Source organism: Arthrobacter sp. MMS24-S77 (assembly GCF_054888235.1).
Window position 1 is genome coordinate 2,117,619 of the sequence record NZ_JBTZRN010000001.1, and the last position, 23,430, is coordinate 2,141,048.

Below are 23,430 nucleotides of genomic sequence, written 5' to 3' on the forward strand. Positions count from 1 at the left end.
GGCGCAATCATCAGCGCCGCCGGAGTTTCACTTCTCGGGTTGCAACGAGGCGGTGTCCAGGCGTTCCCGGATGTCGTGATTCTGGGCGTCCGACAATTTGTAGAAGAAGAACGGGATGATCGCCGCGAACGCGAAGAAGGCCGGCACGAGATTAGACACCAGGTTCATTCCGTTAATCGCCTCCGGCGATTGATGTGCATTTGCGACATACCCCAAGGCGCCGATTGCGGCGACACCTGCCGCTCCACCGATCGCGTTGCCTACCTTCTGGGCGAAGCTGATCACGGCGTATGACGTTCCGTCCGCGCGAACGCCGGAGCGCTCCTCCGCGTAGTCGATGGCATCGGGCACCATGGACCAAATGATGGGACCGTTGAACGAAACAAGTCCGTAGATCACCAAAGCGACGATCGTGCCGGTGACATTCGTCGGGCCGATTACATATACAGCAATGAGCGACAAACCTTGAGCAACAAGTGACATGCAGGCTATGAGGCGCTTACTGTAGCGGCGCGTTAGCGGGGTAAATAGGGCGATTCCGACGGCGCCTGCGATGGCGGGGGCGGCCATGAAGACTGAGACGAGGTCGATCCGGCCCACGGCGTAGATGTAGTAGTAGACCACGATTCCAAGGCGACCGAAGAAGCCCGTCATCGACAAAAGCATCATCAGGAAGATGAGCATGAGCGGACGATTGCCGACCACCACATGAATAGTCTTCCGAATCGGAACTCGGGTGGAGGCGACCGGCCTAACGAGTTCCTTGCTTTTGAATGCAACGGCCAGGAACATCGGGAGGGCGATCACGGACATGACGACTGCTGTCCAGGTGTAGCCCTGCACAGTTCCAGTTTCGTTGTGGCCTGTCCCGCTGAAAGTGAGGATCAGGGGAAGGGTCAGCGCGCTGAGTAGAACTACCCCGATGTTCGTCCCAATCATGCGGACCGAGTTCAGCGTGACCCGTTCCTGCTGGTCGGCGGTCATCACCCCAACGAGTGCGCCGTACGGTACGTTAACTGCCGAGTAAGCAATTCCGAGAAGCCCATAGCTTACGACGGCGTAAATGAACTTGGCGACGTCGCTGCCGGGAATGGTGGTGAACGAGAGCACCATGAGCACCGCCAATACAGGGGAACCGTAGATCAACCACGATCGGAAGCGCCCGAACCGGCTTCTGGTGCGCTCGGCGGCGGCGCCAATCGCCGGGTCAATCACTGCGTCCAGTACACGGGCGACGAGCATAAGGACGCTCACTGCAGCGGCCGACAGTCCAACGGCGTCCGTGTAGAAGAGCGCCAGATAGGAACCCGTGGTAGTCCAGATGAGTTGGCTGGCGAGGTCACCAAAGCCGTATGTGAATTTTGTGCCCCATGTTAGTTTGGGACGGACAATCGGCGCTGTCGTTTTCGCTGGAACTGCATGATCGATCACCATTGGTCTCCTTTGACCCTCAGTTATTTGGCTGATGCCGTTGCGCCAGCCAGGGATTGGGGCTCCGAGTGGCAGCTCGAAGCCCCAAGCACGGACTTAGATGCGCGTGCCGGCTGCCTTTTCCAAGCTGCGGCCCAATAGTCTCTGGTGGGCCTGCACCTGGTCGAAAGCGCTGACGTTGGAGGAGGCGAAGTAGTGCCCCTCCCATTCGGTGGAGATATAGCCCTTGTAGTTAATATCGACCAGCAGGCGAGCGACAGCGTCATAGTCGATGCTGGGCTCGTCACCGACGGCATCAAACTCGTAGCACTTGCCGTGGACATGGATGATCTGGCCGGCGATGTCATACCAGCTCTCCATTGGCTCTGTGCCGTGCATTGTCAGCGCACCTACCGTCGGAGCGATTGCTTCTTCCGAGGCGCCGCGCGCGAGTGCCAGCCTGCGGAATGCCTGAAAACGGTCTTTGATTGTGCCGGGCGCGGTTCGCCAGTTCTCAACGAAAATGTCCACGAGATCCTGGGGCAGGCCGGCTTCGACCCATTGGTGCTGCTCCGTCAGGGGAATGTCACGCATTGTGGCGCTGAAGTCGGGGATGAATCCCAGTGCCGGCGAATCAAGTTCGGCGTAGAGGTCGCGCACACGCATGATGCTCTCGGTGCGTGGTCCCTCCGGTGCGTGGAGTTCCATACCCATGCGCAGGCCCAGGTCCTCAGCAAGCGGAGTGACCCGCCGGATTACTTCTGCCGACGCCCCGATTTGGATACGTACGATGTTGAACCCGAGCTTATTCGCTGTGCGAAGTTGCCGTTCGAGCAGCTCTGTCATCTCATCGGCGTTCAGGAACCGATCTGAGCGAAGCGCAATGTCGACATTTGAGCTCAGGCAGGTGGGAACCAAGCCAAGCTCGTCGATGAGGCCATGCCACTTGTCTGTCGTCGCGTCGTCGATGTCGGGGAAGCTTCGCAGTGACTGATACCCGACGACCTCCACCCCCGGGCCCAGTCCCCGTGCGGCAACTTCGCGCAGAATTTGCTCCAGGTCGAATTGCCCGCTGAGCCACTCATTCGTCAGGGAATATAGGGTCAGGCCGGACCCAATTGTTGGCAAGGAGTAGTTGTTCGATGCGGTCATGGCTGCTCCTCACGGACGACAGAAAGCTTGCGGGTCTCACTGGTGCTCCGCTTCAGCGCAGAATCAGGGCCGGTTAGGATGTATGGGATCCGGAGCGTGATGGATAGCGTCGTATTGACGGCACCATTGAGATCTCCTGGGGCCGGGAAGCGAACGATGGCCCGGTCCTGCACGAACCAGGTCTCCTGCCACCGATCCGCGATGGCGTCGAGCTCGCTTTCGATCCCGTTGATCTCTACAGTCAGTTCATTTCGAGGTATGGTGTGGCCGTCAATCGAGACGGCGATGTCTTCAACAGTTGACGGAGCGAGGCTCCGGTACCAAGGCAGGCGCAAGTCAACTTGCGCATTCCCCGCCTGGTTGACCCGGACTTCGTCCCCACCAATCACTCTTTCAGTGGCACTCACAGGCTTTTCCTCAGGTTGATTCCAGTAGTGGCGCCTTGGCCGAGCCACCTGCCGCAGATCTGCGACAGTGCGTCGTAGCAGTGTCGCGTTGGGGGTGGTTCCGCGTGATGCCCGAGATCATTGCAATGCTGAGCATCTTCGGTCCAGTTGCTGATCGGTCTCAGCCCCTGACTTCCAAGATGTCGGACCACGGATCCCTCGCTACGCTGCGCGCCGGGCGTCCAAGTATTCTTCCAAATTAGTGCAAAATTGTCGCAGATGCAACAAATTCGCAAGAATCTTACTGACGCGATGACTTCCGGTTTTCGAGTTCGATAGTGAAGTTGGCTGCATGCCGCTCGCATCTCACGCATGCAAAGGCCACTGCGGAGCGAGTGTTGACGGTTTGAGCCGTCGACTCATGCCGTCTCACGAGTTAGCTCAGTGCTGCCAGTGACCAGCACCAGCCCGCGTGGTCACGGGCGATCGCGGCCCGCTGCAACGTTTGGCTCCGGTCCGCCGGGTGCGCGGGCTTAGTGCCTATGTGGGTTGATTGGGGGGCGGGGGTGGCCAGTCGAAGATGCCCCGGTGCTTCCTGGTCGATGGCCGGAGCTGCGGTGGTGGTCTGACCCCGATTCGGGCGGTGACCCTGCCGCTCTCATCGGCCTCGGCGTGGACGCGATCCGGCTGATCGTGACGCCGGTGGCCTCGCGCCGACGGTTGCGGGCGGGGCCGTTTCGCGTCTCGGGAGAGGTAGATGACGTTGCTCTTGAGTCCGGCGAGCTGGTGGGCGCGGTCCATGATGGGCTGATCCAGAGCCTTCCGGGCGCCGGTGAACGTCAGGTTGTTAGGCCATCCGGGTTGAAAAAACACCGATGCCGGTTCGGCGCTGAAAGAAGAGCGCTCGGAGCAGAGGAATTACTGAGAGCGCTCTCCACGCTGATGAGCGGTCCTGCATCACTTGGTCATGCGCTGCCTTCGCCTGCCTTGGGGGCCTCGGCTCGGGTTTGACGGATAGATGGTGAGCTCCAGCCTATTCTCTGGGCCGATGACTCGGCGTCTATCCGACTTGGGCGCCCCATTTTTCTATTGTTGTTCCCGGCGGCAGTTCCGGGTTAAGCCGAGCCTCGCAGCGGCCTGGGGCGAGCCTCGTGATCATTGTGCCGACCTGTGCGGATATAGGTGCCCGCTTTTACCTGATATGTAGCCCAACGCCAGTCTGTTCTCGGGTAAGTCGAAGCAGGCTGTAAATGGGCAAAGACATCAGCGTAATCGTCGTCTGGGCGGGCGGGGGAAGGATCCACGGCCATGAGGCCTGTTATCACCAACGCCCGAAGTTCGCGCAGAATCTAAGCGGCAGCAAGATCAGGAGGGGCGCTCCCAACGGGTTGATGTGTCGGCAGCCAATCACGGCTGTAACGGCGTCATGAGTGTGAGGGCGAGGAGGAACGCTGAGTCATTGGATTTATCTCTTTTTCATTCTTGCTTTCGTCAATCTAATGCCAATTTCCCTTTTAGGTTATGCGCGTCGCCGTTCACGTCATTGACGCCTCGATCGGTTGCACTTAAAGAGATTTGAAAGGTGTCCGCAAGGGTCCAACCCTAGGGTTTGGAGCTGAAGGCGGCGTCGAAGCTGGTTTGCGAGGGCGGGTAGTCGAACTTCTTGAGGGCGGCGAGGGCTTCGGGGGCGCCGTGGAGGCGGTCCATGCCGGCGTCTTCCCATTCCACGGAGATGGGGCCGTTGTAGCCGATGGCGGTGAGGGCGCGGAAGCTTGATTCCCAGGGGACGTCGCCGCGTCCGGCGGAGACGAAGTCCCAGCCGCGGCGGGGGTCGCCCCAGGGCAGGTGGGAGCCCAGGACGGTGTTGCGGCCGGTGGGGCGGAGCTTGGTGTCCTTGCAGTCCACGTGGTAGATCCGGTCCTTGAAGTCCCAGATGAAGGAGACGGGGTCGATGCCTTGCCACATGAAGGGGGAGGGGTCCCAGTTCAGCCCGAACGCTTCGCGGTGCCCGATGGCTTCGAGGGTCCGGACGGTGGTCCAGTAGTCGTAGGCGATTTCGCTCGGGTGGACTTCGTGGGCGAAGCGGACACCGCATTCGTCGAAGACGTCCAGGATGGGGTTCCAGCGGTCGGCGAAGTCCTGGTAGCCGGCCTCGATGATTTTTTCGGGGACGGGTGGGAACATGGCGACGTATTGCCAGATGGAGGAGCCGGTGAATCCGACGACGGTGTCCACCCCGAGCGCGCGGGCGAGGCGGGCGGTGTGTTTCATTTCCTCGGCGGCGCGTTGGCGGACGCCTTCGGGGTCCCCGTCGCCCCAGACCTTGGCGCCGACGATTCCCTGGTGGCGGAAGTCGATGGGGTCATCGCAGACGGCCTGGCCTTTGAGGTGGTTGGAGATGGCCCAGACCTTGAGGTTGTATTTGTCCAGGATGGCGAGCTTGTTCTCGACGTATCCGGGTTCGTCCCAGCGCCAGGCGTCCAGGTGGTCCCCGGAGACAGCGATTTCCAGGCCGTCGTAGCCCCAGCCGGAGGCGAGGCGGGCGACTTCCTCGAAGGGCAGGTCGGCCCACTGGCCGGTGAACAGGGTGTATGGGCGGGGCATGTCAGGCTCCTTCAACGACCAAAGCCACGCTGTCGACGACGGTGAGCGTGCTCTTGTTCTTGGCTGACTCTTCGACTGCGGCCAGGACGCGCTGGACCTGAAGGCCGTCCTCGAACGATGGCGTCGGCGGCTCGCCGTTGCTGATGGCGGCCAGGAAGTCCCGGATCTGGTGCGTGAAAGTGTGCTCCCAGCCAATGATGTGACCCTGTGGCCACCACGCTTCAAGATACGGGTGCTCGGGTTCGTTGACCAGGATCCGCCGGAATCCTTGCTCCCGGACAGGCACCGTGGCGTCGAGGAAGTTCAGTTCGTTAAGGTTTTCCAAATCAAAGGTCAGTGCGCCGTCAGTGCCGTAAACCTCTATCCGGAGGCTGTTCTTCTTGCCGGTCGCCACGCGGGATGCTTCAACGGAGGCCCCCATCTCGCCTGTGAGCCAGAAGGTCGCCCATGCCGCGTCATCGACGGTGACGTCTTCCAGCCCGTCCGGGCCAGGGCGCCGAGCGACGAAGGTCCTCAACACGCCAGAGGCCTCCAAAACGGTTTGCCCGGTCAAATATTGAATCTGGTCGACGGCGTGCGAGGCGATGTCACCCAGGGCGCCCGAGCCGGCAGTTTCCTTGCGCAGTCGCCACGTCATGGGGGACTCGGCGTCGGCGAGCCAGTCCTGCAGGTACGCGGCACGGATGTGCCGGAGCGTGCCTAGGCGGCCCTCGGAGATGAGCTCGCGCGCCAAGGCCAGCGCCGGGACGCGGCGGTAGTTGAAGCCGATCATGGATCGGATGCCGCGCGCGCGGGCTGCCGCCGCGGCGGCCGTCATCAACTCTGCCTCGGCCAGGGTGTTGGCGAGCGGTTTCTCGACGAGCACGTGCTTGCCTGCTTCCAAGGCGGCGATGGCGATCTCGGCGTGCATCCAGCCCGGGGCGCAGATGTCCACGATGTCGATGTCATCCCGCGCGATCACGGATCGCCAGTCGGTGGCGGACTCGGCCCAGCCGTATTTGGCAGCGGCTTCGGCAACCTGGGCGGCGTCCCGTCCGACGAGCACTTTCTGCTCGAAGGCTGGCACGTCGAAGTAGCTTCCAACATTGCGCCATGCATTCGAGTGGGCTTTGCCCATGAAGGCGTACCCAATCATGGCCACCCCTAAGGGCTGTGGTGCTGCCGTTGTGCGCAACATTGTCATCCTCCTATGATTTGCGGCCCCGAATGGGGCTTGTAGCCTCTGGCCGTCCGACGGCGTGTTGTCTTGTTGCTGTTTGGGGTGCGCGGGAATGCCAAGGCGCTCAGTCGCTTCGAACGGTGCCCCGCGCCCGATGAAGGCTGTCATCGCGGCCTGTCGCGATTTGGCGGTCAGGGTTCTCCGCCGCAAAGGCGGCGATCTTGTGATAGAAGTCTTCAAACATGAGCCGGTTGTCGACGTGCGTGTATTGCCGCATCGGACGTCCGTCAGGGTTCGCCCCGTACGACCCGTCCGGGTTGATCCTGGGCGTGGGCACCGTCGAGTGGAAGCTGGACGATGAATCCGGCTCGAACGACGACTGCAGGGCGGTGAGCAGGACCAGTGGGCTGTCTCCGAGCGCATAGGTCTCTCCCATTAGTAGGCCGACCTTTTCCGCGCCGTCAAACACCTGATCGATCGCCTCGATCAGGTGGGCGCCGATACGCCCCATGGGCTTAACACGCGAGTGAAGTTCTGCGCGGGACACCAGGCACTGGCGATAGACATTGCGGGGCACCTGCCAGATCGGGATCTGAGAGTTATTGAAAATCACTTGCCCAGCCGTAACATCGATGTTCAGGTTGTACTCGATTCCCCTGGGGCCCTTCGGCCCGACGGCGACGCCCTCAGGCTCAGCGCCCCCAATCCAAACTGCTGTAAGCCGTTCGGCGATCCGGGGTTCGATAAGATGTGCGCTCGCGAGCTCAGTAAGCCCTGCTCCGAGAGCGACGTACAAGGGAAGATCGGTGTCTTCCCGCATGGCCTCGGCAACGATTGCCTCAGCGGCCTCAGTGCGGATCGGCTCGATGGGTGAGCTGAGACCGACATTGGATCCCAGCAGGACTGGAGGCTGCCTCTCGAGCCCGAGCAGTGAAAGTATTTCCTTCGCTACCTTGACTGCATTGTCAGCCTGTCGAGAGGAGGAATCGAATGGATCGTCCGGAGAGAGGTGTGAGCCAATCGCGAACGGGATCTCCACGGAAGGCGACAGCAAATGATGGACGAGTTGGAAGAGGCCGTCAGGATCGCCGGAAAAGTCGTTGTCGATGATTACTCGTGCGCGAGGAGTTGCCATGCCGTTATCGTTTTCCGCGCGGGAATTTGATGTCAATAATCGTTCTCATTAGCCTTTGAGGCCTCCTGCGAAACCCTGGATGAATCTCCGTTGGGCGAACAGGTAAAACGCGAGAATTGGGACCATCGACACGATCACGATGGCAAAAATCTTGTTCCATGATGAGACCATGGAGCCGATGTAGAAGTACATCGCTACTGGGAGGGTTTGGTTGTTTGAACCTCCGAGGAAGATGAGTGACGTGAAAAAGTCATTCCACACAATCAGGCCAGCCAGAATTGCGACGGTTCCCGTTGCTGGAGAGATCAGCGGCAGAATAATTCCCGTAAAGATGCGGGTCCGACCCGCTCCATCGATCGTCGCAGCCTCCTCGTACTCGACTGGTAGCTCACGGATAAATCCGGCATATATGAATATCGATAGCGGTAACAACATTCCGGAGAACAGCACAATCATTCCGAAGGGCGAGCCCGTAAGGCCCAAGCCGCGCGCACCAATGTATAGGGGAACGGTTCCCAGCTGCGTCGGGAGGACGATCGCGATGAGGAATAGATAATACGCGATCCGGCCCAACCGCCGAGTGCTGCGGGCGATGACATAGCCGGCCGTGGAGCCAAGGACAACGAGGCCGAGGATGCTTCCAGCTGTGATAATCAGACTATTGACCAGGCCGAGCACGACGTTTGAATTGCCGCGGGCCGACAACACGGAACCAAAATTGGCAATCGTCGGTTCCTGAGGTAGCGCCAGCGCCGATGCTGAGAATACTTCCGCGTCTGGTTTGAGCGCGGTGGAGATGAGGAAATAGAAGGGCAGCAGAAATAGGGCAGCGATGAGCCAGAGACCTATCTCCCGTGCCAGCGTGAATTTCGTGTAGCGAAACATGTCAGCTCTCCGATCTACGGGCGGTTACCCGCTGCTGAACGACGGCAAAAAAGAAGATAATGACGGTCAGTACGACCGCCAGGGCCGCCCCGTAGCCGAAGTTGCCGAGTGAAAAGGCCTGCTTGTAGACGAGGGTCGCAAGGGTTTCAGTCGCTCCTGCCGGACCTCCGTTGGTAAGAGCCAGAATCTGGTCGAAAATCCGCAGGCCGTTGACAATTCCTAAGGTGGTGGAGATTGCGACGGCCGGTCGGATGGCAGGAAGCACGACATACCAAAGGCGTTGCAATAGGCCAGCCCCATCGATTGCCGCAGCTTCTTCTATATCCGTCGGCACCGACGCTAGCCCAGCCATATAAATGACCATGGAGAACCCCACCTGCTGCCAGCACGCAACGATGACAATCGCCCAGATCGCGAACTGCGGATCGCCAAGCCAGGACCGAGTGTATTCTCCAAGGCCCAGAGCTTTCAGTGCCGCATTTAGAGGGCCATTGAAGTCGAAAATGAACTTCCAGATGTAGGACACAGCAAGCGGGCTGAGCACTACGGGCATAAAGAACAAAACCCGGAGTATATATCGTGTCCGGATTACGCGATTGAGCCCCAGCGCTATAGCCAATCCCGCAATGTTGACGATGATGACCGATCCGAATGCCAGGAACAGGGTGTTTCCTAGAGCAAGGAGCTTGGATGGTTCAGACAAGATCGCTACGAAATTGTCAAGGCCGATCCAGTTAAAAGAACCCAACCCCGTCCAGTCCGTGAATGCAAAGAATCCGCCGATCGCCGTTGAGGCATAGTGAATGGTGATGACGAACAGCACCCCGGGAAGAGCCCACCACCAGTGACCGTAGGAAAGACCGGTGTGGGTTCTAGGAGTGCTGGCAGGGCTGGGTATCGATCGGCCGGGCGGCGGCGGAGGTGCGAGATCTGGCTTTGTAATAGTCATGAGGTGATCCTCGATTAGTCAGGAGGCGGGGCCCGGTGGGAATTCCGGGCCCCGCACCCGGTTGGCGTGGCTACTTCTTATCCCAGGCACTATCCATTGCTCGCAGGACTTGGTCAGGTGTCTGCTGGCCAGTGAGGAGACCTTGAACTCCGGACGCGAGCGCATCGGTCACGGCGGCATTGGGCCAGTTTGAGTTGGGCATCGCGATGTAGTCGCCTTTGGCGAGTTGCGAAGAGACATTCGCATATGGAGTTCCCGCTAGATCGGCTTCCTTCGTCTGGCCTACGGGGAGGGTACCTTGTACCTTTGCGAAGAGTGCAGTTTGCTCCGGCTCAGCCGCCCAGTTGAGGAACTTCTTCGCCGCATCCGTGTGCGGAGCCGACTTGGTAAGCGACAGGGAGAAATTGGCGTTCGCGTACCCAAAGTGCTTGTCGCCTGAGGACACGGGAGGGAAGTCTGACACACTGAAGGACTGGTCGGGTGCGGCTCCACTAAGCTCTCCGGTCACGCTACTGGGGGCCGTGACTGCAAGCCATGGTTTGGCGCCCAGATTTTGAGTAAGGCTTTCAGGTCCGGCGCCGGCGGCACCGTCCTGGAAGCAGCCGGCGTCCTTCATTTTCACAATGGCCTCGAGAGTGTCCTGCCACCCCTGCGTCCCCGCGAAAGTGACTTTCTTGTCCGCCCGCTGCTTGTTCCAGTCCGGGTTCTTCGCGTACACCCGTGTGGCGGCGATGATCTGCGCAGTCGAGCTCGTGGATGGCGGAAGCTGCCCCGCAATGACGAATAGGGACTTGCCCTTGGACTTTGCCGTCGAGCACGCTTCCAGCAGCGAGTTCCAATCGGAGGGGTAAGAGATCCCCGTTTCCTTGATGAAGCTTTCGTTCACAACGGTGCCGATGTATGTCAGCCCCAGCGCTTGACCGTACGTTTTCCCGTCGGTCTGCAAGAGCTCCTCGTTCCCCTTCGGAATCGTCTTGGTGGCCGAGTCGTCGAGCGGCTGAAGGAGTCCCGCTTTGGCCAGCGTGATCACGCTGGAGGCCTGACCGCTGCCCGGGGTGGTCGCTATGATGTCAGACGCGTTCCCGGACTGGAGTTGGGTGCGGATTGTCTGGTCATAGGAATCGAGGGGAATCGCGTTGAGGGTGAGCTTAACGTCCGGGTGCTGCTTCTGGTACTCGGCGGCAAGCTCCTGATAGGCGTTTGTCTGGCCCGTGGTGACGCCGAACGCGATTGCGATCTCGTTTCCGCCCCCGGCTGGGTTTGCGTTGCTGGAACAGCCTGCGAGGGCGAGTGATCCAAGGATAGGGACGGCCAGCAAGGTTGCCACCCGTCGGGTTCGATGATAGTGCGCCATGTTAGGCCTCTCTGACTTCGTTGTCTGCCGTGCAGTCTGAATCTCCTACGCCTGTTCTGCGGGCATTCGATTAGATACGTAGCGTATTCAATGTAGTTGCCAGCAAGTCCGCGAGAGAAGGGCTGGTACTAAATTGTTACACATGCGCTATTTTTGCAAAAGGTCCAGCACGAAGTGGAGTTGCGGGCGTTTGTAAACAGGACGCAAGCGTGCTGTTTGATCTCGCATCGAGGTTGGCGCTGAGGATACTTCGGTTTCCAGACCTCAGGCCTACCGGCAATTCGCCGAGCTTCAGGGCATGACGGAGCGTGACTGCGGGTACTGTCCGTTGGCTGTCCATTGGGAGAGTCCTCTCCGGCGAAGACCGGGCTCTCTTTGACGAACTCCACCTTCACTCATTTGAGTCGTAAGCCTTGGACGAGGGACTTAGGTCATCGAGGTTGCTCTGCCGGCGCCTCCTGAAGAGCGGACTTCCAGCAACACGCGGGAGAGGATCATCGGAAAGCTTGGTCGTTGGCGCCTACGCGGAGTGGGTTGTGGGTGACTGTCAGGCGACGATAGCGCTATTCCACGCCTGCAGAAGCTCAGGGCAATTTTGGATTTCCACGGGCCGACGATGACGTCGAGGCGGGTCCGGGCCCAGGCTTGGTTGTCGAGGTCGCGGCCGTCAGTGCGGGGGCGCCGGCGGTTGCGCTTCCGAAGGAGATTTCGGGTGTGTCTTCGAGGAAGAACGGTCCGAAAGCGGTGTTTTCGGTGGCGGCGGCCGAGCTGGCGAGGGCGGGGTTGTTGATGGCGATCGTTTGCGTGGACAAGCCAAGGACGTCCGAGGTGAGTCGGGCGTAGTGGACGAAGTTGTGCCGGTTGACCGGCCTGTGGCCAATGTTCTGCCCTTGAGTTCGACGGCGGAACTCGCAACCGAGCAGGGAACATGGGCCTCGACTGCGTATTGGACTGCAGCCGAGGCCCTGGCCGTCGCCAGGAACTACATCACCGCGTGGGCCCCGCCGTCCACGACAAGGTGAGAGCCGGTGACCCATTTTGCTTCATCGGAGGCGAAATAGAGGCCGGCGTAGGCGACAGCGAGCGGATCGCCCGGCTTGCCGTCGATCGTGCGCTCAAGTATTGGTGCGACAGGGGCGTTCTCGCCGAACTCTGCGAACATCGCCAGCACCGGCGGGGTTGCCATGACGCCGGGGCTCACGCGATTAACGCGAATGCCGACGGCGACGCCCTCCGCGGCGAGTTGCCGGGTCAGGCCAATGACAGCACCTTTCGCCGCGGCGTGGGCCGCCTGCGGCAGGGCACGTGCACCTAGGATTCCCGCGACCGAACCGATATTCACGATGGCTCCGCCGACCTTGGCCAGGTGCGGCCAGACCGACTGGCAGGTATGCCAGACCAGATCCAACTCGTTCTGGATAGTGAACCGGTAATCTTCACCGCTCATCTGGGCGAACGGCGCGAACTTTGGCTTGCTGGCATTGTTGTAGAGCACATCGATCCGGCCGTGGCGTTCGATAGCGGCGCCAACCCAGCGATCGATCTCCTCTCGGCTGCCCAGATCCACGGGTGCGCTCGAATCGATGGAACCACCCTCGTGCTCGATGAGCCTCACCGTCTCGGCGGCCGCGTTGGCATCGACGTCGCAGCCGACCACCGTGGCGCCTTCGCGTGCGAACAACCCGGCAGTCACCCGGCCCATTCCGCCTCCGATGCCCGTCAATAGGACGACTTTTCCTTCCAATCGGCCAGAAGCCATGGTTCCTTCTCCGTTCACCTCGTCACCTGTATTGGCGCCCATGCAACCACAACGAGCGGGAGACCGCAGGTTGGAAGGGCGTGATGGTGCAGTCCGTGCACAGTTCTGTGCACGGACTGCACCATCACGCCGCAGCCGGACCGTTCGGGCGCGGGATCGCGCAGGATGAAGATCGCGTGTTACACACGTCACACCGCATCAAAGGAGATGATGAAAATGAGCAACACTTCCGCGACATCGACCCGGCCGGTCCCTCCGGGCGTCACCCAGGACGACCTCGAGGCCGCGCTCGTCGCCTTCGCCGAGGCCATTGGATCCGAGAATGTCGCAACCGATGCCGAATCCCTGCAGGACTTCCAGGATCCTTTTCAGGTCCCGGGAACAGCAACCAACCTTCCCTCCGCTGTGGTCAGCCCCACCAGCACCGAAGACGTTCAGGCCCTCGTGCGGATCGCCAACAAGTACCGCGTTCCGCTGTGGCCCATCGGCCGCGGCAAGAACAACGGCTATGGCGGGGCCGCTCCGCAGGTTCGCGGAAGCGTGATGCTCTCCTTCCGGGAGATGAACCGGGTGCTGGAGATCAACGAGGAACTCGGCTACGCGATTGTGGAGCCCGGCGTGAGCTGGTACGACCTGCATGACTCCATCAAGAGCGGTGGGCACAACCTCGTTGCCTCCATCGTTGACATCGGATGGGGCGGCGTCGTCTCGAACACGCTCGAGCATGGGCTTACCTACATGCCCTACTCGATCGATCAGGCCTCGCACTGCGGTTTCGAGGTGGTACTCCCCAATGGTGATCTCATGCGCACGGGCTCGGGCGCCATGGATAACAACCCGACCTGGCCGCTGTACAAGCGAGGACTGGGACCGACCTCAACCGAGATGTTCATGCAGTCCAACTACGGGATTGTCACCAAGATGGGCTATTGGCTGATGCCCAAGCCCGATGTGTACATGCCGCTGTGGTTGCGTGTCTGGGATGAAGAGCGGATGCCCGCGGTGGTCGACGCCTTGCGCGAGTTGATGCTGGCCGGCACCATTGACATGCGCCCGCAACTGTCCAACACGCTGTGCATGGCCTCGATGCTCACCACCCGCGCCGAGTGGTACACCGGTGAGGGCCCGATGCCGGAGGAGGTCATCGACAAGATCGCCAAGGAAATGGGCCTGGGCCGCTGGATGATGCGCTTCGCCCTATATGGCGACGAGGCCGTGGTTGACCACAACTTCGCCAAGCTCCAGGAGCGCTTCCTGCAGATCCCGAGCGTGGATTTGGCCGGCCAGAAGCACGGGGCTGACGCGTGGGAGACCCTGCCCAACCCGCACGAGCGGGTACAGATCGGCGTGCCGAGCCAGGACCTGTACAAGATGGCGGGCTGGTCCGGCGGCGAGGAGGGCGGCCACGTCGACTTCTCGCCCGTTATCCCGCTCACAGGTCAACAGGCGATAGGCGCCCAGAAACTCATGAAGGAGATGTGCGCCGAGGAGGGGCTCGACTTCCTGGGCGGCATGCTTCCGATCAATGCCCGCGCCACTACGTTCATCAACGTGATCGCCTTCGATACCAAGAACCCGGAACAAGTGGCCAAGGCGTACGCCCTGGCCAAGCGCATGGTCGCGGAAGCGGGTAAGCGTGGCTACGGCGAATACCGGGCACACCTCTCCTTCATGGACCTAGCGGCCGATCAGTTCGGCTTCAACGACCACGCGCTGCGGCGCTTCAACGAGACGATCAAGGACACCCTTGACCCGAACGGGATTATTGCTCCCGGTAAGTCAGGGATTTGGGGCACCCGCCTGCGGGAGGCCGGCTTCCCCCAGTCCTGATCATGAACCTTCGGGGAAGTCCCTGCCCAGACGAGCAGGTGGGGGCTTCCCCGCGGGATCAGGCAGGCGCCTGGCTTCCCGTGGGGGTCGGCCGTAGACCTCCCGGAACGCTCTGCTGAAGCTCGCGGGATGGCGGTATCCCCACCTCGCTGCCGCCGTCGCGATTGTCGTTTCAGGGGACCGCCGCAACTCGCCAACGGCACCCTCGAACCGGCGTTCGCGGATCCAGGACGCCACCCCGGCTCCGGTGGAGGCGAAGATCTTGTGTACGTAGCGCGTGGACACGTAGTGGGCCCGCGCGATCTGGTCGGGGCCGAGTTCGGGGTCGTGCAGGTGCTCCATCACGTATCGCTGCATCCGCGCCAGCAGTGCCTCGGGACCGGAACGCCGATCGGAAGTCTCTTGTGAGCCGTACAAACCGTGAAGCATGGGAAGCAGCATCCCTGCAACGCTATCCCCGTCGCTGCCCGCGAGGCCTCCGCCACCCACCACCGTTCGGGCGAGCTGCGCGAGGAACGGCGTTGCCAGCGGGGTGAGCCGCCCCTGGCCCGAATCCACTCGCGTCGCGGAGCGCCGGGCGATGCCCTCGTAGGGTGCACCGATGAACCACCGGGGAATGCTGAAGACGAGCAACTCGAATCCATCGCGGCCCTCGAACGTGGAAGGGTACGAGGTATCTTGGCAGGCCATGTCACCGGGGCGAAGGGTGCAGCTGCGGGCGTCTTGTTCGATATGGATCAGGCCCCTGGCGACCACATACAGCAAGAGGCACTCCGGATCGTCGGTGGCGATCATCCGCTGGGTGCGTCTCACCCGGTGCGCAAGTCCTTGGATTATTTGAACCCCGACGGGGCCGATTCGGCCACTGGCCAAGCGGGCCTCAAATGACGGCGCAGCGACCGACTCGACGTTCATCGTGAAGAAGTGCTCGGCAATGCCCGCCGACCAGTATTCCACGCGTTCGGCCGGAGGAACCGATCGGGTATCCAGTACGGAAGTCATCGGTCCGCGTCGGATTCGGTTCCGTAGGAGGTCTGCGGCGCAGGCAGGTCGGTGCTGCGCACGGTGGCAAAAGTTGCGGTCACTACCCCTCCTTAGGGTTCGATACGGTTCGTACGTAGTGTACGGCGCGCCACTCTGCTGCGCAAAGGTCCGCGGATTTTTCGCGATGCGCCAAGCGTTCAATTAACGCTCATGATTGTGTACGTTCCGTATTGGATGGGTTGGCACGTATTGTTGACGCATGGCAATCAGAAGCGAAGAAAGTCGTCGGGCAGTTTTGGAAGCAACCATGAAGTTGCTCGAAGATTGGGGGCCCACCGGACTTACGGTGCAAAAGCTCTCCATTGAGCGCATTGCCCGCGAGGCTGGTGTCAGTAAGACCACCATCTATAGGTGGTGGTCCAGCAAGGTTGCCGTGGTAATTGACACATTCCTGGATAATCACGTTGCGCGGACGCCGGTGCGCCAAGATGTGCCGGCGATCGACGCGCTTCGTGAGCACATGGCCTCACTCGCGGAGGTCTACTCGGGAAGTGAGGGGCGGCTTGTGGCGCAACTGATCGGTGAATGCCAGCAGGATGAGGCAACAATGGCTGAGTTCAAGCAGCATTTCTGGAGCCCCCGCGCGCAGGTCGTTACGTCGCTGGTTGAGCGAGCGATAAGCGAGGGGGCGATGCGGAAAGATCTCGATGCCCAGGTCGTCACGGAACTTCTATATGCCCCTCTGTACTTCCGCCTGCTGTTCCAATCGGGCCCCCTTGACGCCAAGGCTACCGACTCCATCCTGCAGACGGCCCTTGAGGGGCTCGCCGTAGGTTAGTGGCCTCAAGATAGTCCACGTTGATCGGTGATTGCCGCATGCGTCAGCAGGCCCGGATGGGGCTTGTGGCTTGTAGGATACGATACGGATCGTATATATTGGGTGGGCGTTGGGTGCATGAATTTGATCGATGCCCGTCGCGAACGTGGAGTCTACGCCCGCCCCAGCCCGTCCCTTCCGGCCCTTAGGGCCAGCCGGTAGCGCAGGTCGGCCACAATGAAAGGAGGCCTCATCGTGAACACTGCCACTGCGCCGAATGACGCGGTCATCGTCGCCTACCGGAGGACACCGATCGGCCGGGCCCGCAAGGGCTCGCTGGCCACCGAGCGCCCCGAAGACCTCGCGCTGGCCGCCATCCGGGGCGTGCTTGCGGCGGTTCCGCAGCTGGACCATTCCGAGTTTGCCGATACTTACGTCGGATGTGCAGTGCCGCAGGGCGCGCAGGGCGACAACATCGGACGCCGTGTCATGGTGCTTGGTGGGATGGACAGCGTCCCGGCGGTCACAGTGAACCGCTTCTGTGCGTCATCGTTGCAAGCCACCGCGATGGCGGCGCAGGCAGTACGGGCCGGCGACGGGGAGGTGTTCTTGGTCGCGGGCGTCGAATCGACTAGTTCGACACCGCCTATCGTCGAAAACCCCCATCCCGTCTTCGCGGAGGCGGCGCGGTGGGCCAATGACATTTTCGAGTCGGCCCAGCCATGGGTCGACCCCAGGAATGACGGGCAGCTGCCCGATGTGTACGTATCCATGGGCAAGACAGCAGAGTTCGTGGCACGCCTAACCGGCACCACGCGCCGGGACCAGGACGAATGGGCCCTTGAGTCTCAGCTCCGGGCGGAACGGGCCATCCGATCTGGTTATTTCGCGCGCGAGATCGTACCGGTAACCACGTCTGCTGGCGCGGTGGTTCGCGCCGATGACGGCCCGCGCCCGGGCACCACCTTGGAAACCCTCTCCGACCTCAAACCGGTATTCCACGAAGCCGGAACCGTCACTGCGGGCAACGCCAGCCCGCTCAACGACGGCGCATCGGCCTTGGTGGTCATGAGCGCCAGGCGTGCGGGTGAACTCGGTTTCAAGCCGCTGGCCCGCGTCCTGGGCAGTGCCGCCAGCGCACTCTCGCCGGAAATCATGGGACTGGGTCCGGTGGACGCATCCAACCGTCTGCTGGATCGTTTGGGCTTGTCAATCGCTGACATTGACATCGTTGAGCTTAACGAGGCCTTCGCTGCCCAAGTGGTTCCCGTTGTGCGCAAGCTGGGTGCGGATCCTGAGCGGGTAAATCCGTTCGGTGGTGCCATTTCACTGGGCCACCCATTCGGAGCGACCGGTGCGCGGCTGGTCGGAACGCTGATCAACGGTTTGCAAACCACGGACGGTTCTCTCGGCCTGGCCACGCTGTGCGTGGGCGGCGGCCAGGGCATGGCGATGGTAGTGGAAAGGCTCTCGTGAAAGAAGCAATGCTTATTGCAGACCCGGCCCGAACAATGCTGGCTGAAGACCGGGCCTTGGAAGGGCTTGGCATTCAGGTGCTGAGCGCCAGCGAAGGACGCGCCACGGCAGTCCTTACGGTCACCTCCGACATGGCCAACGGGCACGGTATTGCCCACGGTGGTTTGGTCTTCGCGCTGGCGGACACTGCGTTCGCCATGGCCGCAAACACTTTCGGCGCCGGCATCGCAACCGCAGAGGCTTCGATCTCCTATATTTCCCCGGCCCACATCGCCGACGAACTGGTGGCCTCCGCGGAAGTGAGCTTCCATGAGGGCCGCCGGATGATTGTGGATGTCATGGTGCGGGCGGGGGAGCGGACCGTGGCCATCTACAGAGGAACCGGCAGGGCCTTGCGCCAGGCCGGCTGAGGCTTCCGAGGCAGCGCGTTCTACATATGCGTGCGCCCGGACTCCACGATCTGGAGGCCGGGCGCACGTCTCTGTGCCAAGCGAGCCGCGCCGGATCCCCGTCATGGACGGAAGTCCGGCACGGTGCTGGTGTCAGTCTTTTGGTGGCCTCGCCCCGGCGCTTGCCAGCTTGTCGGCAATTCCCATGAGGAACGGTGAGCCTGTGGCGGCGATCAGTAGGTTCTGGGCCGGGCGCTGAAGCTTGACCGAGACCGGTTCCTTGGTCCCCGCCAGCACCGCTTCGCGTCCCATGGTCTCGTTCTTGCGGCAACGGACGGGCACGTTGAGGATCAAGCGGCGCAGGCAGGAATTGTCGTGATCGCACCAGGTGATCTCATTTTGCCGGCCCTGGAGGACCTTGTTGGGGAAATCAGGGTCGGCCAGCAGTTGCCGGGCGAGCATGATTCCGTCGGCAAACCCGGAGGTGATGGCGTCTGCGCTTTGACTCGGGTCGTAGGTGCTGCTCAGAAGCAGCGGGACCTTGGGCATGGCGGCACGGAACGCCTGCGGCTCTCCGTGCTCGATGATGGCACCGGATTCGGAGGTGAGGTTGTTGTCCATCGACTCGTAGTTTCCATCGCTCAGGGCTATGTATCCAAGACCTTCCTTTGCGACGATTGCCGCGACCTCAGCGAACCCCTCGGGTCCCTGGCCATCAGGAAGGTGATCGTTGGTGCTCATCCTCAGTCCCACCGGATAGTCGGTGCCGACCTCGGCGCGAATGGCACGGATCGCATCGACGAGGATGCGGGCGCGGTTTTCAGGACTTCCACCGTACTCGTCAGTCCTCCAGTTGGTGCGTGGTGAGAGGAAGGAGGAGTAGAGGTAGCGCATGTGGGCGCCGAGCTCGACTCCGTCGAAGCCTGCGGCCCTGGCCCTGCGTACGGCGGCCACTGTCTGCTCTTGGACCTCAAGGATTTCATCCTTGGTGATCTCTTCCGGCGTTGGGTTCGTTCTGCCGCCGGGAATGTACAGGCCGTGCGGGAGGCGGGGTGCGGCCATGCGCACGGGCTTCGGGCTCGCAGCCCGGGTGGGCCGGTCCTCTCCCGGCACCCCCATGGCGCCGAAGCTCGGGAAGATCTGGGCAAAGATCGGGACGTCGTGTACATGGACGGCATCCACCATGCGCCTGAGTCCAGGAATGAAATCATCGTGGTCAAAGCGCATCAGTGGCTGGAAAGGTGCTTCCTGGTTCCCGCGCTCGGTGGCAACGGTGCCGCCGACGATCAGGAGCCCCGCGCCTCCGCGTGCCCGCGTGGTGAGGAACGCGATGGTTTGATCGCTGGGGTGACCGTCCTTCGTGGGCCGCAGCACGGCCATGGGGCTGAGGACGTAGCGGTTTTTGATGGTAAGTCCGTCGATTTTCCAGGGGCTCGAGAGGACCTCGGCAACGGTGGCGGTCTCGGGGGACATTTGTTCTCCTTGGATTTCAGTGCAACCGCGATGAAATGATTCATCCGGGATTACGTTCGGGTCGTTTGGATCGGGGGGCGGCTTGGAACTCAGAACCTGTCGCGCACGTGACGTTCCCTGCCGTAGAGCGAAACCACGGCAAGGATGATGATCCCGAAGATGATGCGGCTTTGCGCCTCGGAGAGTCCGTTGCTCACGATGATCGTGGACAAGAGGGTGAGGGTGAGTGCGCCGAGCAGTGTCCGGGTGTAGCTGCCGCGGATCGAGCCAAAGATGGTGCCTCCAACCAGGACGGCGGCCAGGCCAGAGAACAGATACGGCTCCCCGATGGTTTGCGACCATCCCGAGCCGTAGGAGGCAATGAAGATGCCGGCGGTCCCGGACAGGGCGCCGGAGGCGGCAAAGACCAGGGTCCACACAGCGGAGGTGCGAATCCTCGTCAGCCTCGCGGCGCGGAAATTGACTCCCGTAGCATGGAAGCGGCGTCCGGCCGCGGTGCGGTTGAGGAAAATCCACATGCCCACCCCGCAGAGGAGCACGATCAGGATGATCGGCGGGAACGGCATGCCGAAGGCGGTTCCCCGCAAACTCGCCAAAGAACGCAGCGCCTGTGGCGGGGCTGAGGAATAGTCGCCGTCGGCGAGGAATAGCGTCGCTCCCGTCAGTGCCGCGCCGGTACCCAGCGTGACCACCAATGGCTGGACCGCGAAGCGGTGGCAGATCCAGCCGATCAGGGTACCGATGCCGCCGCAGACCAGAACCGTGATCAGCACAGTGACAACCGCCGGGACCGCGAGTTTGCCCGCGATGTTCGCCGCCACGAAGGCGCCGAAGAGGATGTAGCCGGGCGCCGCCAGGTCCAGTCCGCCCAAGATCACCACGAGCGTCTGGCCTAGGGACGCCAGGGCCAACAGGGAAGTGATGACCAGGATCGAGGTGACGGACCTGGGGTTGGCGATGGCAGGGATGGTGATGACCAGCCAGGCCGCCAAGGCCAGTACGACAAGGACCTGTAACGCAGGCACCTCGAAGACCCATGCCTTGAACCTGGTCCAGGGCCTGGAAATCCGGACCTGGGTTGTTTCTGCGGGGGGCACTGTGTCAGTGGTCATGATGCGTTCCTCTTCAAACGGGGTGCCAGCAGGGTCGCGCCAAGCACGACGCCGACGACGAGTACGGCGCCGTAGGCGAATTGGATGAGGCTGGGAGCCACGCCCGAGGCGGTGAGTAATTGCTGCAGGAGATAGATGGAGGCCGCTCCGAAGAATGCGCCCAACAGGCCACCGCGGCCGCCGGCGAGGCTGGTTCCGCCCAGGACGGCGGCAGCGAGGCCCAGCAGGGCATACGTGGAGGCGAGCGAGGACTGCGATGACTGCACAATGGCGGTCAACGCAATGCCGGCGATCCCGGCAAACAGCCCGCCGAGGGTGTAAGCGAGGATCCGGATAGCTTTGATGTTGACTCCGGAACCGTAGGCGGAGACATCGCTCTCGCCGGTGGCCAGGAGATTGCTGACAAAGGCCGTGCGGCGCAGGACGAACCAGATGAGCCCGGCGACACCAATCGTCAGGAGAGCGCCCGGGAGAATGCCGACGCCTCCGGCGAACACTTCGGTCCAGTTGTTTGGTGCGGCGACCGGGTTCTGGGCGATGCTCAGCGACAGGCCCACGAGCAGGAAAAGCATGCCGGTGGTTGCGACCACCGGGTGCAGACGCAGGACGGCGACCAGGATTCCGTTTAACGCTCCGGCCCCGGCGGCAACAACTAGGAGGATAGGAGCTGCCAACTGCCAGTTGCCTAGCCCCGCGGGGATAAGGATGGCGACGAAGAAGCAGTTGATGAACGTGGCCAGAGGACCCACCGAAACGTCGATGCCACCCGCAAGGATGGACGGTGTGGAGGCGAATCCCACCAGCACGAATGGCGCCAGCGTGGCCAGCGTACCGGGCAGGCGGGCGGGAGAGAGGAAGGACGGTGAGACGAAAAGGTTCAGCACCAGCAGCACCAGTGCCAGCAGCAAGGCAAATGCGAAGGGCCAGCGCTGGAACAGGGTCAGGACGCGGTTCATGTGAGGACCTCTGATTTCTGGCCGAAGTATGCGGCGACGATGGATTCGGTGGACAGCTGTGTGTAAGGGATCTGGGCAAATACCGCTTGGTCGCGGAAAACTAGGACGCGGTCCGCGAGTTCCACGAGTTCGTCGACTTCGCTCGACAGGACCACGATGCTCATGCCTTGGGCGCTGAGCCGGTGCAGGGTTGCGTAAATTTCCCGCTTGGTCCCGATGTCGACCCCTCGGGTGGGGTCATTGAGCAGCAGGACCTTGGGGTCCGTGGCAAGCCAGCGGGCCAGCAGTACCTTCTGCTGGTTGCCGCCGGACAGGGTGGAGATGGCATCGTGGGCGGCGCCGAAGCGCAGGGAGAGTGACTGGGCGAAGGCCTCGAACCGGCGGGCAGTGTTGCGGATGTCCAGCAGCCCGCCGCGGCGGTCCTTGGCAAGGGTCGGGAGCGCGAAGTTTTCGCTGATCGACATGGACTCGAACAGCGATTCCCCGCGACGTTCCCGGGGCAGGTAGGCCACACCCAGAGCATCCCCGATTCGATCCGTAACCTCTGTGGCGCCCTCGGGGAGGACGCGCATGACACGGCCTGCCCCGCCAGCCACACCGGCCAGGCGCTTGATGAACTGGTCCTGTCCGTGGCCCTCGAGCCCGGCGAGGCCCACGATCTCTCCAGCGCGCAGCTCGAAGTCGATGGGTTTAGAATCCGGTGCCAGGCGGACCGCGGCTCCCTGGAGGACGGTGTCTCCGGGAACATGCGGTTGCCGCCGGGTGTGGTCGGGGCCGGAGTTTCCGGTCATGTCCGCGATCAAGCGATTGATGGATAGATCAGAGCGTTCCACGGTGGAAACGCTGCGTCCGGACCGCAGGACGGTGACCCGGTCCGAGATTTCCGCGACTTCGTCCATGCGGTGCGAGATGAATAGGATGGCGGTCCCCTCGGACGCGAGCCGGCGCATCTCGACGAAGAGCCGATCACGGGAGCTGACGTCCAAGGCAGCCGTCGACTCGTCGAGGATGAGCACCTTGGGTTTGCGCACGAGTGCGCGGGCAATGCAGAGTGACTGCCGTTCGGAGAGCGAGAGTTCCCCGCGGGAAGATCCAGCGGAATCTCACCAGCGATTCGTGCTAAGACGTCTTGGGCCATTGATCGCTGCTCCGCGCGGCCCCGCCGGCGACGAAACACTCCTTGGGACCCCAACCACACGTTCTCGAGGACCGATTGGCTCCCCGCGGTGAGGACTTCCTGGAACACCGTCGCAATCCCCAGGTTCATGGCATCTCGGGGCGAACGGCTGGTTATGGGGACGCCGTCCAATGTGACGGTGCCGGAATCCGGATGGTGGACGCCTCCCATGATCTTGACAAGAGTGCTCTTCCCGGAGCCGTTTTCGCCCAGGAGCGTGTGGATTTCACCCGGTCGGAGGTGGAGGTCGCCGTCGATGAGGGCGCGGGTGGCGCCAAAGCGCTTGCTCACCCCGGTGAGCACCAGGCCGGATGGTTGGATGGTCACGGCGGATCTCCTTCGCGATAAATGTGGCGCGGGTCATATTCGAAACTAGACGAATCGTACAGCATGTGATTACTCTGATGCGATACGCAACGAAGC

Annotated in this window: 20 protein-coding genes and 2 pseudogenes; 4 read left to right on the forward strand and 18 right to left on the reverse strand. The window is 61.9% G+C overall.

Features of this window, described 5'->3' with window-relative positions:
* Positions 1 to 27: 27 nt before the first annotated feature.
* From ACX5I4_RS09665 to ACX5I4_RS09715, 11 genes are all read right to left on the reverse strand, one after another.
* Positions 28 to 1,434 (reverse strand): MFS transporter, encoded by a 1,407-nt coding sequence (locus ACX5I4_RS09665; protein WP_459341007.1) that lies wholly within the window; start codon positions 1,432 to 1,434, stop codon positions 28 to 30.
* A 93-nt stretch (positions 1,435 to 1,527) separates the two neighbouring features.
* Positions 1,528 to 2,562, reverse strand: coding sequence for a sugar phosphate isomerase/epimerase family protein (locus ACX5I4_RS09670; protein ID WP_461836462.1), 1,035 nt, complete (start codon positions 2,560 to 2,562; stop codon positions 1,528 to 1,530).
* On the reverse strand, positions 2,559 to 2,969 hold the full coding sequence (locus tag ACX5I4_RS09675; RefSeq protein ID WP_461836463.1) for a C-glycoside deglycosidase beta subunit domain-containing protein: 411 nt from the start codon (positions 2,967 to 2,969) through the stop codon (positions 2,559 to 2,561). The genes ACX5I4_RS09670 and ACX5I4_RS09675 overlap by 4 nt, the downstream gene beginning before the upstream one ends.
* 1,581 nt (positions 2,970 to 4,550) lie before the next feature.
* The gene (locus ACX5I4_RS09680) at positions 4,551 to 5,552 is read right to left on the reverse strand and encodes a sugar phosphate isomerase/epimerase family protein (protein WP_461836464.1); all 1,002 of its coding nucleotides are present in this window, start codon (positions 5,550 to 5,552) and stop codon (positions 4,551 to 4,553) included.
* 1 nt (position 5,553) lies between these two features.
* Entirely contained in the window at positions 5,554 to 6,729 is a 1,176-nt protein-coding gene (locus tag ACX5I4_RS09685; RefSeq protein ID WP_461836465.1) for a Gfo/Idh/MocA family protein, read from the reverse strand.
* 106 nt (positions 6,730 to 6,835) lie between these two features.
* On the reverse strand, positions 6,836 to 7,846 hold the full coding sequence (locus ACX5I4_RS09690) for a nucleoside hydrolase (protein ID WP_459341002.1): 1,011 nt from the start codon (positions 7,844 to 7,846) through the stop codon (positions 6,836 to 6,838).
* A 48-nt stretch (positions 7,847 to 7,894) separates the two neighbouring features.
* Positions 7,895 to 8,731 (reverse strand): carbohydrate ABC transporter permease, encoded by an 837-nt coding sequence (locus ACX5I4_RS09695; RefSeq protein WP_459341001.1) that lies wholly within the window; start codon positions 8,729 to 8,731, stop codon positions 7,895 to 7,897.
* Between the two features lies 1 nt (position 8,732).
* Positions 8,733 to 9,680 (reverse strand): carbohydrate ABC transporter permease, encoded by a 948-nt coding sequence (locus tag ACX5I4_RS09700; RefSeq protein WP_461836466.1) that lies wholly within the window; start codon positions 9,678 to 9,680, stop codon positions 8,733 to 8,735.
* Between the two features lie 70 nt (positions 9,681 to 9,750).
* The gene (locus ACX5I4_RS09705; protein WP_461836467.1) at positions 9,751 to 11,007 is read right to left on the reverse strand and encodes an ABC transporter substrate-binding protein; all 1,257 of its coding nucleotides are present in this window, start codon (positions 11,005 to 11,007) and stop codon (positions 9,751 to 9,753) included.
* Positions 11,008 to 11,618: 611 nt separating this feature from the next.
* Complete coding sequence (locus ACX5I4_RS09710) at positions 11,619 to 11,846, reverse strand: hypothetical protein (protein WP_461836468.1); 228 nt, start codon at positions 11,844 to 11,846, stop codon at positions 11,619 to 11,621.
* 170 nt (positions 11,847 to 12,016) lie between these two features.
* Entirely contained in the window at positions 12,017 to 12,793 is a 777-nt protein-coding gene (locus ACX5I4_RS09715; protein WP_461836469.1) for an SDR family NAD(P)-dependent oxidoreductase, read from the reverse strand.
* Positions 12,794 to 13,009: 216 nt separating this feature from the next.
* On the opposite strand from ACX5I4_RS09715, the gene ACX5I4_RS09720 reads away from it, so the two are divergent.
* Positions 13,010 to 14,623 (forward strand): FAD-binding oxidoreductase, encoded by a 1,614-nt coding sequence (locus ACX5I4_RS09720; protein WP_461836470.1) that lies wholly within the window; start codon positions 13,010 to 13,012, stop codon positions 14,621 to 14,623.
* Here the strand turns inward: ACX5I4_RS09720 and ACX5I4_RS09725 are convergent, their stop codons facing one another.
* Positions 14,624 to 15,625, reverse strand: a complete 1,002-nt coding sequence (locus tag ACX5I4_RS09725) for a helix-turn-helix domain-containing protein (protein ID WP_461836471.1) — start codon at positions 15,623 to 15,625, stop codon at positions 14,624 to 14,626.
* A 241-nt stretch (positions 15,626 to 15,866) separates the two neighbouring features.
* On the opposite strand from ACX5I4_RS09725, the gene ACX5I4_RS09730 reads away from it, so the two are divergent.
* The 3 genes from ACX5I4_RS09730 (at position 15,867) to ACX5I4_RS09740 (ending at position 18,310) form a co-directional block, all read left to right on the forward strand.
* Positions 15,867 to 16,445, forward strand: coding sequence for a TetR/AcrR family transcriptional regulator (locus tag ACX5I4_RS09730; RefSeq protein ID WP_459340994.1), 579 nt, complete (start codon positions 15,867 to 15,869; stop codon positions 16,443 to 16,445).
* 234 nt (positions 16,446 to 16,679) lie between these two features.
* Positions 16,680 to 17,900 (forward strand): acetyl-CoA C-acyltransferase, encoded by a 1,221-nt coding sequence (locus tag ACX5I4_RS09735; protein ID WP_461836472.1) that lies wholly within the window; start codon positions 16,680 to 16,682, stop codon positions 17,898 to 17,900.
* A gap of 8 nt (positions 17,901 to 17,908) precedes the next feature.
* On the forward strand, positions 17,909 to 18,310 hold the full coding sequence (locus ACX5I4_RS09740) for a hotdog fold thioesterase (protein ID WP_461836473.1): 402 nt from the start codon (positions 17,909 to 17,911) through the stop codon (positions 18,308 to 18,310).
* A gap of 132 nt (positions 18,311 to 18,442) precedes the next feature.
* Here the strand turns inward: ACX5I4_RS09740 and ACX5I4_RS09745 are convergent, their stop codons facing one another.
* The 6 genes and pseudogenes from ACX5I4_RS09745 to ACX5I4_RS09770 all read right to left on the reverse strand — a co-directional run.
* The gene (locus ACX5I4_RS09745) at positions 18,443 to 19,762 is read right to left on the reverse strand and encodes an NADH:flavin oxidoreductase (RefSeq protein WP_461836474.1); all 1,320 of its coding nucleotides are present in this window, start codon (positions 19,760 to 19,762) and stop codon (positions 18,443 to 18,445) included.
* Positions 19,763 to 19,851: 89 nt separating this feature from the next.
* Positions 19,852 to 20,874, reverse strand: coding sequence for an ABC transporter permease (locus ACX5I4_RS09750; RefSeq protein ID WP_461836475.1), 1,023 nt, complete (start codon positions 20,872 to 20,874; stop codon positions 19,852 to 19,854).
* Positions 20,871 to 21,830 carry an ABC transporter permease gene (locus ACX5I4_RS09755; RefSeq protein ID WP_461836476.1) on the reverse strand — a complete coding sequence of 320 codons (960 nt, stop codon included), beginning with the start codon at positions 21,828 to 21,830 and terminating at the stop codon, positions 20,871 to 20,873. The genes ACX5I4_RS09750 and ACX5I4_RS09755 overlap by 4 nt, the downstream gene beginning before the upstream one ends.
* Complete coding sequence (locus tag ACX5I4_RS09760) at positions 21,827 to 22,780, reverse strand: ATP-binding cassette domain-containing protein (RefSeq protein ID WP_461838689.1); 954 nt, start codon at positions 22,778 to 22,780, stop codon at positions 21,827 to 21,829. The genes ACX5I4_RS09755 and ACX5I4_RS09760 overlap by 4 nt, the downstream gene beginning before the upstream one ends.
* 51 nt (positions 22,781 to 22,831) lie before the next feature.
* Positions 22,832 to 22,909 (reverse strand): annotated as a pseudogene (locus ACX5I4_RS09765) (ATP-binding cassette domain-containing protein); the annotation flags it as partial.
* A 44-nt stretch (positions 22,910 to 22,953) separates the two neighbouring features.
* Positions 22,954 to 23,334, reverse strand: a pseudogene (locus tag ACX5I4_RS09770) (ATP-binding cassette domain-containing protein); the annotation flags it as partial.
* Positions 23,335 to 23,430: the final 96 nt, after the last annotated feature.

Coding starts and splice junctions, on each gene's coding strand:
- ACX5I4_RS09665 (WP_459341007.1), bottom strand. CDS start 1,434: ATGGTGATCGATCATGCAGTTCCAGCGAAAACGACAGCGCCGATTGTC.
- ACX5I4_RS09670 (WP_461836462.1), bottom strand. CDS start 2,562: ATGACCGCATCGAACAACTACTCCTTGCCAACAATTGGGTCCGGCCTG.
- ACX5I4_RS09680 (WP_461836464.1), bottom strand. CDS start 5,552: ATGCCCCGCCCATACACCCTGTTCACCGGCCAGTGGGCCGACCTGCCC.
- ACX5I4_RS09685 (WP_461836465.1), bottom strand. CDS start 6,729: ATGTTGCGCACAACGGCAGCACCACAGCCCTTAGGGGTGGCCATGATT.
- ACX5I4_RS09690 (WP_459341002.1), bottom strand. CDS start 7,846: ATGGCAACTCCTCGCGCACGAGTAATCATCGACAACGACTTTTCCGGC.
- ACX5I4_RS09695 (WP_459341001.1), bottom strand. CDS start 8,731: ATGTTTCGCTACACGAAATTCACGCTGGCACGGGAGATAGGTCTCTGG.
- ACX5I4_RS09700 (WP_461836466.1), bottom strand. CDS start 9,680: ATGACTATTACAAAGCCAGATCTCGCACCTCCGCCGCCGCCCGGCCGA.
- ACX5I4_RS09715 (WP_461836469.1), bottom strand. CDS start 12,793: ATGGCTTCTGGCCGATTGGAAGGAAAAGTCGTCCTATTGACGGGCATC.
- ACX5I4_RS09720 (WP_461836470.1), top strand. CDS start 13,010: ATGAGCAACACTTCCGCGACATCGACCCGGCCGGTCCCTCCGGGCGTC.
- ACX5I4_RS09725 (WP_461836471.1), bottom strand. CDS start 15,625: ATGACTTCCGTACTGGATACCCGATCGGTTCCTCCGGCCGAACGCGTG.
- ACX5I4_RS09730 (WP_459340994.1), top strand. CDS start 15,867: ATGGCAATCAGAAGCGAAGAAAGTCGTCGGGCAGTTTTGGAAGCAACC.
- ACX5I4_RS09740 (WP_461836473.1), top strand. CDS start 17,909: ATGCTTATTGCAGACCCGGCCCGAACAATGCTGGCTGAAGACCGGGCC.
- ACX5I4_RS09745 (WP_461836474.1), bottom strand. CDS start 19,762: ATGTCCCCCGAGACCGCCACCGTTGCCGAGGTCCTCTCGAGCCCCTGG.
- ACX5I4_RS09750 (WP_461836475.1), bottom strand. CDS start 20,874: ATGACCACTGACACAGTGCCCCCCGCAGAAACAACCCAGGTCCGGATT.
- ACX5I4_RS09755 (WP_461836476.1), bottom strand. CDS start 21,830: ATGAACCGCGTCCTGACCCTGTTCCAGCGCTGGCCCTTCGCATTTGCC.
- ACX5I4_RS09760 (WP_461838689.1), bottom strand. CDS start 22,780: ATGCGCCGGCTCGCGTCCGAGGGGACCGCCATCCTATTCATCTCGCAC.